The sequence below is a fragment of the Klebsiella quasivariicola genome (genome assembly GCF_002269255.1).
GTDB lineage: Bacteria > Pseudomonadota > Gammaproteobacteria > Enterobacterales > Enterobacteriaceae > Klebsiella > Klebsiella quasivariicola.
On sequence record NZ_CP022823.1, the window covers coordinates 4409840 to 4423200 of the forward strand.

Genomic DNA, 13361 nt, shown 5'->3' on the forward strand with positions numbered 1-13361 from the left:
GAAGACAGGAAGCGATTATGCAACTCAACGATATGACACTGTTTCGCCAGCAGGCGCTGATCGATGGTCAGTGGCGCGATACGCCCAACGGCGATGTGATTGCGGTGACCAACCCGGCCAACGGCGAGCAGCTCGGCAGTGTGCCGAAAATGGGCGCCGACGAAACCCGCGAAGCAATTGAAGCCGCCAATCGCGCTCTTTCCGCCTGGCGTGCCCTGACCGCCAAAGAGCGGGCGAATATTTTGCGCCGCTGGTTCGATCTTATGCTGGAGAATCAGGACGATCTCGCCCGCCTGATGACCCTCGAGCAGGGAAAACCGCTGGCGGAAGCCAAAGGCGAAATCAGCTACGCCGCCTCCTTTATTGAGTGGTTCGCCGAAGAAGGTAAGCGCATTTACGGCGATACCATTCCCGGCCATCAGGCCGACAAACGCCTGCTGGTGATTAAGCAGCCCATCGGCGTTACCGCCGCCATCACCCCGTGGAACTTCCCGGCGGCGATGATCACCCGCAAAGCCGGCCCGGCGCTGGCCGCCGGCTGCACCATGGTCCTGAAACCGGCCAGCCAGACGCCGTTTTCCGCGCTGGCGCTGGCCGAACTGGCGAATCGCGCCGGGATCCCCGCCGGAGTGTTCAACGTGGTCACCGGCTCCGCCGGCGCGGTCGGAGGCGAACTGACCAGCAACCCGCTGGTGCGCAAGCTCTCCTTTACCGGCTCGACCGAGATTGGCCGCCAGCTGATGGAGCAGTGCGCGAAAGACATCAAAAAAGTCTCCCTGGAGCTGGGCGGCAACGCGCCGTTTATCGTCTTTGACGATGCCGACCTCGATAAAGCCGTCGAGGGGGCGCTGGCGTCGAAGTTCCGCAACGCCGGACAGACCTGCGTCTGCGCCAACCGCCTGTACGTCCAGGACGGGGTGTATGACCGTTTCGCCGAGAAGCTGCAGCAGGCGGTGGAAAAACTGCGCATTGGCGACGGCCTGCAGGACGGCGTCACCACCGGCCCGCTGATCGACGAGAAAGCCGTGGCCAAAGTTGAAGAACACATTGCCGATGCCATCGCCAAAGGCGCGAAGGTGGTCACCGGCGGCAAACCGCACGCCCTGGGCGGCAACTTCTTCCAGCCGACCATCCTGGTCAACGTTCCCGACAGCGCCAAAGTGGCGAAAGAGGAGACCTTCGGCCCGCTGGCCCCGCTGTTCCGCTTTAAAGATGAAGCCGACGTCATTGCCCAGGCCAACGATACCGAATTCGGCCTCGCTGCCTATTTCTACGCCCGCGATCTGAGCCGCGTCTTCCGCGTCGGCGAAGCGCTGGAGTACGGCATCATCGGCATCAACACCGGCATTATCTCCACCGAAGTCGCGCCGTTCGGCGGCGTCAAGGCCTCCGGCCTCGGCCGCGAAGGGTCGAAGTACGGCATCGAAGACTATTTAGAAATCAAATATATGTGTATTGGCCTGTAACAGGAGCGACGGATGAACAGCAATAAAGCAATGATGGCGCGTCGCAGCGACGCAGTCCCGCGCGGCGTCGGCCAGATCCACCCTATTTTCGCCGAACGGGCGGAGAACTGCCGGGTGTGGGACGTCGAAGGGCGGGAATATCTCGATTTTGCCGGCGGGATCGCGGTGCTCAATACCGGGCATCTTCATCCGCAGATTGTCGCCGCCGTGGAAGACCAGCTGAAAAAGCTGTCGCATACCTGCTTCCAGGTGCTGGCCTACGAGCCCTACCTGGCGCTGTGTGAAAAGATGAACCAGAAGGTGCCCGGTGATTTTGCCAAGAAAACCCTGCTGGTCACCACCGGGTCGGAAGCGGTGGAGAACGCGGTGAAAATCGCCCGCGCGGCAACCGGGCGCAGCGGCGCTATCGCCTTCACCGGCGCCTATCACGGCCGTACCCATTACACCCTGTCGCTAACCGGGAAAGTGAACCCGTATTCCGCCGGTATGGGGTTAATGCCGGGCCACGTCTACCGCGCCCTCTACCCGTGCGCGCTGCACGGCGTCAGCGATGACGAGGCGATCGCCAGCATTCATCGCATCTTCAAAAACGATGCCGCGCCGGAAGATATCGCCGCCATCATTATCGAGCCGGTGCAGGGTGAAGGCGGATTCTATGCCGCCTCCCCGGCCTTTATGCAGCGCCTGCGCGCCCTATGCGACGAGCACGGCATCATGCTGATCGCCGATGAGGTCCAGAGCGGCGCGGGCCGTACCGGCACGCTGTTCGCCATGGAGCAGATGGGCGTGGCGGCGGATATCACCACCTTCGCCAAATCCATCGCCGGTGGCTTCCCGCTGGCGGGCGTCACCGGTCGCGCGGAGGTGATGGACGCCATCGCCCCCGGCGGACTGGGCGGCACCTACGCCGGCAACCCCATCGCCTGCGCCGCCGCCCTGGCGGTATTGCAGATTTTCGAGCAGGAAAACCTGTTGGAAAAAGCCAACCAGCTCGGCGATACCCTGCGCCAGGGCCTGCTGGCGATCGCTGAAGAGCACCCGGAGATCGGCGATGTGCGCGGTCTGGGGGCGATGATCGCCATCGAGCTGTTTGAAGAGGGCGACCGCAGCAGGCCGAACGCCAGGCTGACGGCGGATATTGTCGCCCGCGCGCGAGACAAAGGCCTGATCCTGCTCTCCTGCGGGCCGTACTACAACGTGCTGCGCATCCTGGTGCCGCTGACCATCGAACAGGCGCAGATCGAGCAGGGGCTGAAGATCATCGCCGACTGCTTTAGCGAGGCGAAACAGGCATAGAACAACAGACATGCGGACACGAAGTACGTTTGTAAGGGAATGAAGACGAGACCTGCAAAACAACAATAATACGCGTGCCCCGGCGCGGGAACGTCGGGGCGCTCTCCCAGGTGACACACTTCGAGAGGGTAAATGATGGGGCAACTGTCGCAATCACAGGATTTAGGGGCGGGGCTGAAGTCGCGCCACGTCACGATGTTATCTATCGCCGGGGTGATCGGCGCGAGTTTATTTGTCGGTTCCAGCGTCGCCATTGCCGAGGCGGGCCCGGCGGTGCTGCTGGCCTATCTGTTTGCCGGGCTGCTGGTAGTGATGATAATGCGTATGCTGGCCGAAATGGCGGTTGCCACGCCGGATACCGGCTCCTTTTCCACCTACGCCGATAAAGCCATCGGCCGCTGGGCGGGGTATACCATCGGCTGGCTGTACTGGTGGTTCTGGGTTCTGGTTATTCCGCTGGAAGCCAATATCGCGGCGATTATTCTGCATTCGTGGGTCCCGGGCGTCCCGGTGTGGTTGTTCTCGCTGGTCATCACTCTCGCCCTCACCGGCAGTAACCTGCTGAGCGTCAAAAACTACGGCGAATTCGAGTTCTGGCTGGCGCTGTGCAAAGTGATCGCGATACTGGCGTTTATCGTCCTCGGCGCGGTCGCCATTACCGGCTTTTATCCGTATGCCGAGGTCAGCGGCATTTCGCGTCTGTGGGATCACGGCGGCTTTATGCCGAACGGCTTCGGCGCGGTGCTGAGCGCGATGCTGATCACCATGTTCTCGTTTATGGGCGCAGAGATCGTCACCATTGCCGCCGCCGAATCGGACACGCCGGATAAACACATCGTCCGCGCCACCAACTCGGTGATCTGGCGTATCTCTATTTTTTATCTGTGCTCGATCTTTATCGTCGTCGCCCTGATCCCCTGGAATATGCCGGGGCTGAAGAGCATCGGTTCCTATCGCTCAGTGCTGGAGCTGCTGCATATTCCCTACGCGAAGCTGATTATGGACGGTGTGATCCTCCTGTCGGTCACCAGCTGTCTGAACTCGGCGCTGTATACCGCCTCGCGGATGCTCTACTCCCTGAGCCGTCGCGGCGATGCGCCGGCCATCATGGGCCGGACCAACCGCAGCAAAACGCCGTACGTGGCGGTCCTGCTCTCCACCGGCGCGGCGTTCCTTACCGTGGTGGTGAACTACTATGCCCCTGCGAAGGTGTTTAAATTTCTCATCGACAGCTCCGGCGCCATCGCCCTGCTGGTCTATCTGGTGATTGCCGTTTCACAACTGCGGATGCGTAAAATCCTTCAGGCGCAAGGCGGCGAAATCCGTCTGAGAATGTGGCTCTATCCGTACCTGACCTGGCTGGTGATCGCCTTTATCACCTTCGTGCTGGTGGTGATGCTGTTCCGTCCGGCACAGCAGCTGGAGGTGATCTCTACCGGCCTGTTAGCATTGGGAATTATTTGTACGGTACCGATTATGTCGCGCTGGAAAAAGCTGGTATTGTGGCAAAAACTGCCGCTGCAAAATACGCGTTAACCCTGTTCCCGGCGCCCGCCGGGAAGAGTATTCAGGAGTAAGAACATGACCGCCATTTCCCAGGCGACGGCCATTGACGGGTACCGTTGGTTGAAAAACGACATCATCCGCGGGGTCTACCAGCCCGATGAGAAGCTGCGGATGAGCCTGTTAACCTCGCGCTATGCCCTGGGGGTCGGTCCGCTGCGCGAGGCGCTCTCGCAGCTGGTGGCCGAGCGGCTGGTGACGGTGGTTAATCAGAAAGGCTATCGGGTGGCGCCCATGTCGGAACAGGAGCTACTCGATATCTTTGACGCGCGCGCCAACATGGAAGCCATGTTGGTGCGTCTCGCCATCGAACGCGGCGGCGACGAGTGGGAAGCGGAGCTGCTGGCCCGCGCCCATCTGCTCAACAAGCTGGAGTCCTCTGACGCCAGTGAGCGCTTACTCGATGAATGGGACCAGCGCCATCAGGCGTTTCATACCGCCATCGTCGCCGGCTGCGGCTCGCAGTACTTACTCCAGATGCGCGAACGGCTGTTCGATCTGGCGGCGCGCTACCGCTTCATCTGGCTGCGCACCACCGTGCTGTCGGTAGAGATGCTGGAAGATAAGCATGTTCAACACCAGACCCTGCTGGACGCCATTCTGGCGCGCGATGCCGGGCGAGCCAGCGCGCTGATGCGCGAGCACTTACTGACCCCGATCCCGATTATTCAGCAGGCGATGGCTGGCAAGCTGCAGCCACAGGTAGGGTGAGTCAGAGGGCGGGGTTGGGAGTACTGATGAGGCGGCAAAGTCTTCGCTACGCTTCTCCACGCCGCACGGGCGCGGAGAAATCGTATCCGTAGATCAATCAGGCCCGCAGGCGAACCGGTTCGCTGAAATCGTCGGCCGGTTCCAGCTTCAGATTAAAGGTGGTCAACAGCGCCGCGGCGCGGTCGTGAAACTCGCGTAGCGTTTTTTCCAGTCTGTCGCTCACTTCCGGGTCGTCAATGTCGACCGCCTGCCATGTGCCCTCTTTATTGAACAGGCCAAACTGGTAGCTGTAGGTGAAACGTGACTCTTGTGCTTCCATTTCCATCCACCAGCCCCAGAACTCACGCTTCTCCGGTGCGGGCTTAACGTTGACGCAAACTGCCAGGCAATCGAAAAAGAAACGGTTGTCATGGCACTGCTCTTCGCGAATGTAAGGCCCCAGCGCCGTGAATTTCTTGATCAACTTACTTTTCAGGTGTCCACTCGGTAACGTCATTGCGATCTCCTTTAGTGATGCAACTGTTTTACCAAACCAATAGAATTTAGCAATAAATTAACCAAATCTATGATTAATCCAGCGGGCGATCTGTCGTAATGCGTGATCAAAATTGCGATACACCGGGTTAAACGGGATCTCCAGCAGTTTGCCATCGGCGGATGACGAGGTGATTAACCGCGACTCCTCTTCGGGGCTGAACGGATCGTCCTTCCAGAAGCCGGAAAGCATCGGCGTTGGGCAACGGCGCCCCAGCAGTCCCTGGGTTTTTAAAGAATAGCGGTTGAGCTCCACGCGCAGCGCTTCGTCAGACGCGTCATGCATGCCCAGCCGCGAGGCCAGCACGTCGAGATACATCTCCGGCACGCGGCCCTGATGCAGGGGATCCACCAGCAGGCCGTGAACCACCGGGCCCAGGCAGGCTACAGCCTTCAGCCGCTGCGGCTCCAGGTAGCCCAGACGCACCGCGATATTCGCGCCAAAGCGGAAGCCGAAGGCGGCGACCCGGGTATGGTCAATCCATGGTACATTTTCCAGATGACGCAGCGCGTGCTGATGCAGCAGGCTGGTGTCCTGATTGAGCGTCCATTTTGACGAGAAGCCGATGGAGGGCATATCAATGGTCAGCATGGCAATGCCGAGCGGTGAGAAGTAATTCTCATACAGGTTGTAATAATCAGTCTGCAGCGAGTCCAGCCCGCCGCACATCAGCACCGTCGGAAACGGCCCCTCGCCTTTCGGCATATGCAGAAAGCCGGTTATCGGCGAACCGCCAGGGATAGTGAACTCCAGCTCGCGCAGCGAGCCCGGCAGCCGCTGGGCCGCTTCTTCATAGGCCCGGTTGGCCAAAGCCTGCGCCTGTTCAGCCAGCTCATCGCCTTTAATATGCGGATAAGCGGCAATGCTATACAGATTCGAGGCGTGCAGCCAGTGACGGCCGCTCAGCAAAGGATCGGCTTCCTGTCCGGCCTTTTGTTGCCACAGCATCGCCTCTTTCGCCCACTCAAAGATCCAGTTGCCGCCGCGATAGCCGATGACGGTATCGAACAGCTCCGGATCGGTTCGTTCGGCCTCGCTCATCACAATACGCGCCTGCACATCAAGGATCTCCTGCGGGGTCACACCGCGCCAGATCCACATCAGGCGGTTGATCAACCGGTACCAGTGATCCACATGATTGCCGCTCAGCGCCGACTGCATCGCCTGGGGTTTTCCGGCAGAAAACCGACGCACCAGCGTAGAAGTTTCGGGATGTTTGAAGCGAGGTTTAAACAGCGTTTCGCTGAGGTTAGCCTGTGACATGTGCAGTCTCCGTCGTAGTGCCACTCCTGTTATTGTAACCTGCTAAAGGATAAAAAAAACCACGCCCGGCAAGCCGGGCGTGGTAAATAGCACTGTCCTGTAGAATTAACGACCTGCGATAGGCGGTACAAATACCACGCCCATATCCCACGGCTGCTCAATCCAGGTATCCTGCGGAATATCCACCACGTAATCGTCCACCAGCGGGCGGCCTGCCGGCTTGGCGAAAATGGTGACAAAGTGCGCTTTTGGATACATTTCGCGGATCGCCACGGCGGTACCGCCGGTATCTACCAGATCGTCGATGACGATAAAGCCTTCGCCATCGCCTTCCGCGCGTTTCAGCACTTTCAGCTCGCGCTGGTTATCATGGTCGTAGCTGGAAATGCATACGGTATCAACATGACGAATGCCCAGTTCACGCGCCAGTAAGGCTCCCGGTACCAGTCCACCGCGGCTCACGGCAATAATGCCTTTCCATTGCTCAACCGGCAGCAGACGGCTGGCCAGTTTGCGGGCGTGAATCTGCAACATGTCCCAGGTGACGACGTATTTTTCGCTCATGTGAAGTGTCCCAGCCTGTGTAATACGGCTTAAATAATGTTCGAGGGGGAAAATGGTTGCGCGAGATTATAGAGATCTGACGCACTAAAAACCAGTGTTAAGCGGTTTGCGCAACGCTTTTTGCGTTGTTTACACTACCTGCGGCGGTGGAAAGTGGTATTCTCAACCCCATCGCGCAAGCCCGGGCTTGTTGTGTATTTTAATGCTAACCCTCGTCCTGCAACCGCTGTATGCAGGCGTCTGTAAGGAGACTTACCGTGTCTGAACTGTCTCAATTATCCCCGCAACCGCTTTGGGATATTTTTGCCAAGATTTGCTCCATCCCGCACCCGTCCTATCACGAAGAGCAGCTCGCCGAGCACATCATGGGTTGGGCAAAAGAAAAAGGCTTACACGCGGAACGCGACCAGGTTGGCAACATTCTGATTCGTAAAGGCGCGACTGCCGGTATGGAAAACCGCAAACCGGTAGCGCTGCAGGCACACCTCGATATGGTGCCGCAGAAAAATAACGACACCGTCCACGACTTCGTTAAAGATCCGATCCAGCCGTACATTGACGGCGAATGGGTGAAAGCGCGCGGCACCACGCTGGGCGCGGACAACGGCATCGGGATGGCATCCGCACTGGCGGTGCTGGCCGACGACAGCGTCGCTCACGGCCCGCTGGAAGTGCTGCTGACCATGACCGAAGAGGCCGGTATGGACGGCGCGTTTGGTCTGCAGGCCAACTGGCTGCAGGCCGATATCCTGATCAATACCGACTCCGAAGAAGAAGGCGAAATCTACATGGGTTGCGCCGGCGGAATCGATTTCACCTCTAACCTGGCGCTGACCCGCGAAGCGATTCCGGCCGGCTTCCAGAGCTTTAAAGTAACCTTAAAAGGGCTGAAGGGCGGCCACTCCGGCGGTGACATTCACCTGGGTCTGGGTAACGCCAACAAGCTGCTGTCGCGCTTCCTCGCCGGCCACGCCGATGAGCTGGATTTGCGTCTGGTCGATTTCAACGGCGGTACGTTGCGCAACGCCATCCCACGCGAAGCATACGCGACCGTCGCCGTCGCCGCGGATAAAGCCGATGCGCTGAAAGCGCTGGTCAATACTTACCAGACGCTGCTGAAAAACGAGCTGGAGGCCAAAGAGAAGAACCTGGTGGTGCTCCTGGAAGCGGTCGATAACGACAAAGCGGCGCTGACTCAGGCTTCCCGCGACGGTTTCATCCGCCTGCTGAACGCCACGCCGAACGGCGTTATTCGCAACTCTGACGTGGCGAAAGGCGTAGTGGAAACCTCGCTGAACGTCGGCGTCGTCACCATGACCGATGACAACGTACAGATCCACTGTCTGATCCGCTCGCTGATCGACAGCGGTAAAGACTATGTCGTCAGCATGCTGGATTCACTGGGCAAACTGGCCGGGGCGAAAACCGAAGCCAAAGGCGCTTACCCAGGCTGGCAGCCGGATGCCAACTCGCCGGTGATGCACCTGGTGCGCGAGACCTATCAGCGTCTGTTCAACAAGACGCCGAACATCCAGATTATCCACGCCGGTCTGGAATGCGGTCTGTTCAAAAAACCGTATCCGGAGATGGACATGGTCTCCATCGGGCCAACCATTACCGGCCCGCACTCCCCGGATGAGCAGGTACATATCGAGAGCGTCGGCCAGTACTGGACACTGCTGACCGAGCTACTGAAAGCCATTCCGGCTAAATAAGCACCACAACCGGCGGCTGTCTGCCGCCGGTTTTCCCCCGCATCACCGTAGTGCCACGCGTTTTTCCATTCGGTAGTTAATAAACCACTCCCCACGGGCAGCCACCCGCTGCTCCGCCACCACGTCAAAACCATGGGCCGTAAAACAGGGCTTTGCGGTAATGCTCGCGTCCACCGTCAGGATTTGCTCTGGATACTGAGCGCAGAGCGCCTCGATAAGCGCGCCGCCGATACCCTGGCGGGCATGATCCGGCGAGACAAAGAGTAAATCGATATGCGTCCCGATGGCGGTGATAAAGCCAACCGGCTGGCTGTTGACCACAGCCACCCGCCCGATTGAGTCAGCCAGCTTTTGTCGCCAGCGCGTCTCATCCACCTGCGCCCAGGCCGCGATCTGCGCCGGAGTATAGTCCCGACTGGCCGTTTCCCGCACTGCGCGCAGGAAAATCTGGCAGAGCAGGGACAAATCACTGTCGCGGTAAGCACGAATATCCATGGTTAAATCCCTAATAAAAGCTGCCTTTCCAGCTGCGGATCGAGCAGCGTCACGTGGAGCCCAACCAGGCGCACGCCCCGTCCGCCGCGGCGCTCATCCCAGGCTTTCTGCGCGGTGGCAATCAGATCTTCTTTGTTCAGCCGCGGCCAGACGTGCTCCTGAGTGGTCAGCTGGAAGTCATTGAATTTCAATTTAATCCCCTGACGGGCGATCAGCAGGTCCGGTTTGACCTTCGCCAGCCGCCGCTCCAGCTCGGGATAAAGATGTTCGATAATCGCTTCGCACTCTGACCATTCATGAATATCTTCCGCTAAGGTGCGCTCCACGCCCACCGATTTTCGTTGCCGATCGTTATGGATTTCCCGCTCATCAATCCCGTGGCTGCGCTCCCACAGAATACGTCCGAATTTACCGAAGCGCTTGAGCAGCATAGCCAGATCGCTGTTCTGCACATCGCCACAGGTACGCAGACCCATATTTTCCAGCTTCGCCGCCGATACCTTCCCGACGCCGGGTATTTTCGCCAGCGGCAGCGCCCGCACAAACTCGGCTACCTGATGGGGAGCGATAACGAACTGGCCGTTCGGTTTATTCATGTCGGAGGCGATTTTGGCGAGAAACTTTACCGGCGCCACGCCCGCCGAGGCGGTGAGATGCAGCTCCCGTTCGATGGTTTCGCGGATCTCCTGAGCTATCAGGGTGGCCGACCCGTGACAATGCACGCTGTCGCTGACGTCAAGGTAGGCTTCATCCAGCGACAGCGGCTCAATGCGCGAAGTATAGCGGGAGAAAATTTCGCGGATATGGTTCGAGGCTTCTTTGTAGGCATCGAAGCGGCCGGGAAGTAGCGTGAGATGAGGGCACAGCTTGAGCGCTGTCGCCGTCGGCATGGCGCTGCGCACGCCAAACTTACGCGCAGGATAGTTCGCGGTACTAATCACGCCACGCTGTACCCGACTGCCGCCTATCGCGAGCGGAATATCGCGCAACGCCGGATTGTCGCGCATCTCCACCGCCGCAAAGAAACAGTCCATATCGACATGGATAATTTTACGCATCGTCAGACTCAACACTGTATACCCATACAGCATAGCAAAATCAGGTACGAATTTTATGCTTTTTTTATTTCATCGGCTAAAAAAGCGGTTAAAACATAAAACTGCAATAAATAATGTTTATTTTCATTGAGTTAAAAGATAAATCAGGAAGATGTAATCATGAAGAAAATACTTACCGCGCTTTGCCTGCTGGCCACCGCCACCGCCAGCGCCTGGGCCGCACCACAGCTGATAGCCCACCGCGGCGGCACCGGCGATGCGCCAGAAAATACCCTGCCGGCCATTAAGCTGGCGCTGGAAAATCACGCCGAGGCCATCTGGGTGACGGTACAGCTAAGCCGCGACGGCGTGCCGGTGCTCTATCGGTCAAGCGATCTTTCCGCCCTGACCAATGCCGAGGGTAAGGTCTCAAGCTTAAGCGCCGCCGAGCTGGCGAACGTCGATGCTGGCTGGAAATGGGGGGATGACAGCCACCCGTGGCGCGGTAAGCAGGCCACTATTCCGACCTTGCAAAGCGTTTTACAGCAATGGCCGCACACTTTTTTCTATATCGATATCAAATCTCCGGATGCCGATCCGGCGATAATGGGTGAACGCCTGCTCGAAGTGTTAAAAGCCACCAACAGCCTCGATCGCGTGCGGGTTTATTCTACCGAAGACCGCTATATCGCCGCCCTGCCGCCAGCCATCCCTCGCTTTGTCACTCGCAGTGAAACCCGCACCAGGCTTGCCAATATTTCGCTCAGCCATCAGTGCCAGCCAGGGAGTCAACGCGATGGTGAGCAGTGGTATGGACTGGAGCTGAAGCGCAAGGTGGAGGTGGTGGAGAAGTTTACCCTTGGGGAAGGGAGCTCCCCGGCGACGCTTACCTGGGATAAAGAGGCGATGGATTGTTTCCGTTCGCAGGGCAAAGCGCACATTATTTTCTTCGGTATCAACAGTGCGGAAGACTACCGCACGGCGAAGGAGCTGGGCGCCGACGGGGTGATGGTGGATTCTCCGGCACAGGCGAAAAGCTGGCAGTAAGGGAGTCAACGGCTAAAAAGGCCACGAAAGCGGCCTCACATTGCTGGCATGTTGTTGCCGGGTGGCGGCTGGCGCCTTACCCGGCCTACAAAACCGAAGCAGCAGACCCGGCAAGCGCAGCGCCACCGGGCACGGAGCCGCTTTATGCCGGGTGGCGGCTGCGCCTGACCCGGCCTACAAAACCGAAGCCGCAGGTCCGGCATGCGCAGCGCCGCCGGGCATTACAAAATACGCCGCTGCTGACGCTGCGCCTCGCGAGCGAGACGTTTCTTACGCGCGTCACACGGTTCCGGACAGTCGCAGACTTTCTCCAGCCCCAGCGACGAGATCCCGCCGCAGCTGCCCTGAATGCTCTTACGCTTCACCAGGTAGCCCAGCGACATCCCGAGGATCACCAGCGCAAAAATCACAAAGGTTGCGACAAATACCGTCAGCATCATCAGCCTCCAAAGTCGTCGAGCATGATGTTCTCATCTTCGACGCCCAGGTCTTTGAGCATTTTAATCACCGCGGCGTTCATCACCGGCGGCCCGCACATATAGAACTCGCAATCTTCCGGGGCCGGGTGATCGCGCAGATAGTTTTCATACAGAACATTATGGATAAAGCCCGTATGCCCGGTCCAGTTATCTTCCGGCAGCGGATCGGAGAGCGCCACGTGGAAAGTAAAGTTTGGATTGTCGCGCGCCAGCTGTTCAAACTCCTCATCGTAGAACATCTCGCGCAGCGAACGGGCGCCGTACCAGAAGCTGATTTTGCGCGTGCTGTGCAGCCGCTTAAGCTGATCAAAGATATGCGAGCGCATCGGCGCCATGCCGGCGCCGCCGCCGATAAACACCATCTCAGCGTCGGTCTCTTTAGCAAAGAACTCGCCGAACGGCCCGGAAATCGTCACCTTATCGCCAGGCTTCAGCGACCAGATATAGGACGACATGATCCCCGGCGGCGCATCCGGTACTTTCGGCGGCGGCGTGGCGATGCGCACGTTGAGCATAATGATGCCCTTCTCTTCCGGATAGTTAGCCATCGAGTAGGCGCGCAGGGTCGGCTCTTTCACCTCAGAGACATAGCGGAACAGATTGAATTTGTCCCAGTCTGAGCGATATTCATCGGGAATATCAAAGTCGGCATAGGCCACTTTATGCGGCGGGCATTCAATCTGAATAAAGCCCCCGGCGCGGAACGGCACCACCTCCCCTTCCGGGATCCGCAGCTTGAGCTCTTTAATGAAAGTGGCTTTGTTATCGTTAGAGATAACTTCGCACTCCCATTTTTTGACGCCAAAAATCTCTTCCGGCAGCTCGATCTTCATGTTCTGCTTCACCGCCACCTGGCAGGCCAGACGGCAACCGGCTTTGGCATCCCGCTTGGTAATATGCGAAAGCTCGGTCGGCAGGATATCGCCGCCGCCCTCTTTAACCGTCACCCGACACTGGCCGCAGGAGCCGCCGCCGCCGCAGGCGGAGGAGACAAAAATCCCGTTGCTGGACAGCGTGTTCAGCAGTTTGTCGCCCGCCGGGGTGCGGATCTGCTTATCCGCTTCGTTATTGATCTCAATAACCACGTCGCCCGCGTTCACCAGCTTTGAGCGCGCTGCCAGGATAAGCCCTGACAGCACCAGCACAATCAGCGTGAACATCACGACGCCAAGAATAATTTCCATACTTAT

At 58.6% G+C, this 13361-nt stretch carries 13 protein-coding genes; 6 read left to right on the forward strand and 7 right to left on the reverse strand.

Translation table 11 applies throughout. The annotated features are described in order from the left end of the window. The first annotated feature begins 17 nt into the window (after positions 1–17). The 4 genes from gabD (at position 18) to csiR (ending at position 5036) form a co-directional block, all read left to right on the forward strand. Positions 18–1466, forward strand: coding sequence for an NADP-dependent succinate-semialdehyde dehydrogenase (gabD, locus tag B8P98_RS22325; RefSeq protein WP_025714953.1), 1449 nt, complete (start codon positions 18–20; stop codon positions 1464–1466). Positions 1467–1478: 12 nt separating this feature from the next. Then, positions 1479–2762, forward strand: coding sequence for a 4-aminobutyrate--2-oxoglutarate transaminase (gene gabT / locus B8P98_RS22330; protein WP_095033419.1), 1284 nt, complete (start codon positions 1479–1481; stop codon positions 2760–2762). A gap of 135 nt (positions 2763–2897) precedes the next feature. After that, positions 2898–4298 carry a GABA permease gene (gene gabP, locus B8P98_RS22335; protein ID WP_002889795.1) on the forward strand — a complete coding sequence of 467 codons (1401 nt, stop codon included), beginning with the start codon at positions 2898–2900 and terminating at the stop codon, positions 4296–4298. 45 nt (positions 4299–4343) lie between these two features. Beyond that, the gene (csiR, locus tag B8P98_RS22340) at positions 4344–5036 is read left to right on the forward strand and encodes a DNA-binding transcriptional regulator CsiR (protein ID WP_025714955.1); all 693 of its coding nucleotides are present in this window, start codon (positions 4344–4346) and stop codon (positions 5034–5036) included. A gap of 97 nt (positions 5037–5133) precedes the next feature. Here csiR and crl read toward each other — a convergent pair whose 3' ends face one another. From crl to gpt, 3 genes are all read right to left on the reverse strand, one after another. Continuing rightward, positions 5134–5532 carry a sigma factor-binding protein Crl gene (crl, locus tag B8P98_RS22345; RefSeq protein WP_025714956.1) on the reverse strand — a complete coding sequence of 133 codons (399 nt, stop codon included), beginning with the start codon at positions 5530–5532 and terminating at the stop codon, positions 5134–5136. 57 nt (positions 5533–5589) lie between these two features. After that, positions 5590–6834: an esterase FrsA gene (frsA, locus tag B8P98_RS22350; RefSeq protein WP_025714957.1), complete on the reverse strand. Its 1245-nt coding sequence runs from the start codon at positions 6832–6834 to the stop codon at positions 5590–5592. 105 nt (positions 6835–6939) lie between these two features. Further along, positions 6940–7398: a xanthine phosphoribosyltransferase gene (gpt, locus tag B8P98_RS22355; protein ID WP_002889733.1), complete on the reverse strand. Its 459-nt coding sequence runs from the start codon at positions 7396–7398 to the stop codon at positions 6940–6942. 257 nt (positions 7399–7655) lie between these two features. On the opposite strand from gpt, the gene pepD reads away from it, so the two are divergent. Beyond that, a complete protein-coding gene (pepD, locus tag B8P98_RS22360; protein WP_095033420.1) occupies positions 7656–9113 on the forward strand; it encodes a cytosol nonspecific dipeptidase in 1458 nt (485 codons plus the stop codon). Between the two features lie 42 nt (positions 9114–9155). On the opposite strand, the gene B8P98_RS22365 is transcribed toward pepD, so the two are convergent. Both B8P98_RS22365 and dinB read right to left on the reverse strand, forming a co-directional pair. Further along, on the reverse strand, positions 9156–9608 hold the full coding sequence (locus tag B8P98_RS22365; protein ID WP_080897022.1) for a GNAT family N-acetyltransferase: 453 nt from the start codon (positions 9606–9608) through the stop codon (positions 9156–9158). Positions 9609–9610: 2 nt separating this feature from the next. Beyond that, on the reverse strand, positions 9611–10666 hold the full coding sequence (dinB, locus tag B8P98_RS22370) for a DNA polymerase IV (RefSeq protein ID WP_025714960.1): 1056 nt from the start codon (positions 10664–10666) through the stop codon (positions 9611–9613). A 159-nt stretch (positions 10667–10825) separates the two neighbouring features. On the opposite strand from dinB, the gene B8P98_RS22375 reads away from it, so the two are divergent. After that, positions 10826–11692: a glycerophosphodiester phosphodiesterase family protein gene (locus tag B8P98_RS22375; RefSeq protein WP_025714961.1), complete on the forward strand. Its 867-nt coding sequence runs from the start codon at positions 10826–10828 to the stop codon at positions 11690–11692. A 221-nt stretch (positions 11693–11913) separates the two neighbouring features. On the opposite strand, the gene nqrM is transcribed toward B8P98_RS22375, so the two are convergent. Further along, on the reverse strand, positions 11914–12129 hold the full coding sequence (gene nqrM, locus B8P98_RS22380) for a (Na+)-NQR maturation NqrM (RefSeq protein ID WP_004204638.1): 216 nt from the start codon (positions 12127–12129) through the stop codon (positions 11914–11916). Positions 12130–12131: 2 nt separating this feature from the next. Then, positions 12132–13355, reverse strand: coding sequence for an NADH:ubiquinone reductase (Na(+)-transporting) subunit F (nqrF, locus tag B8P98_RS22385; protein WP_025714962.1), 1224 nt, complete (start codon positions 13353–13355; stop codon positions 12132–12134). Positions 13356–13361 lie beyond the last annotated feature (6 nt).

Excerpts from the sequence above, each read along its gene's own strand:
- dinB (WP_025714960.1), bottom strand. The coding sequence starts at position 10,666 with ATGCGTAAAATTATCCATGTCGATATGGACTGTTTCTTTGCGGCGGTG.
- crl (WP_025714956.1), bottom strand. The coding sequence starts at position 5,532 with ATGACGTTACCGAGTGGACACCTGAAAAGTAAGTTGATCAAGAAATTC.
- csiR (WP_025714955.1), top strand. The coding sequence starts at position 4,344 with ATGACCGCCATTTCCCAGGCGACGGCCATTGACGGGTACCGTTGGTTG.
- B8P98_RS22375 (WP_025714961.1), top strand. The coding sequence starts at position 10,826 with ATGAAGAAAATACTTACCGCGCTTTGCCTGCTGGCCACCGCCACCGCC.
- B8P98_RS22365 (WP_080897022.1), bottom strand. The coding sequence starts at position 9,608 with ATGGATATTCGTGCTTACCGCGACAGTGATTTGTCCCTGCTCTGCCAG.
- nqrM (WP_004204638.1), bottom strand. The coding sequence starts at position 12,129 with ATGCTGACGGTATTTGTCGCAACCTTTGTGATTTTTGCGCTGGTGATC.
- gpt (WP_002889733.1), bottom strand. The coding sequence starts at position 7,398 with ATGAGCGAAAAATACGTCGTCACCTGGGACATGTTGCAGATTCACGCC.
- gabT (WP_095033419.1), top strand. The coding sequence starts at position 1,479 with ATGAACAGCAATAAAGCAATGATGGCGCGTCGCAGCGACGCAGTCCCG.
- frsA (WP_025714957.1), bottom strand. The coding sequence starts at position 6,834 with ATGTCACAGGCTAACCTCAGCGAAACGCTGTTTAAACCTCGCTTCAAA.
- gabP (WP_002889795.1), top strand. The coding sequence starts at position 2,898 with ATGGGGCAACTGTCGCAATCACAGGATTTAGGGGCGGGGCTGAAGTCG.
- nqrF (WP_025714962.1), bottom strand. The coding sequence starts at position 13,355 with ATGGAAATTATTCTTGGCGTCGTGATGTTCACGCTGATTGTGCTGGTG.
- gabD (WP_025714953.1), top strand. The coding sequence starts at position 18 with ATGCAACTCAACGATATGACACTGTTTCGCCAGCAGGCGCTGATCGAT.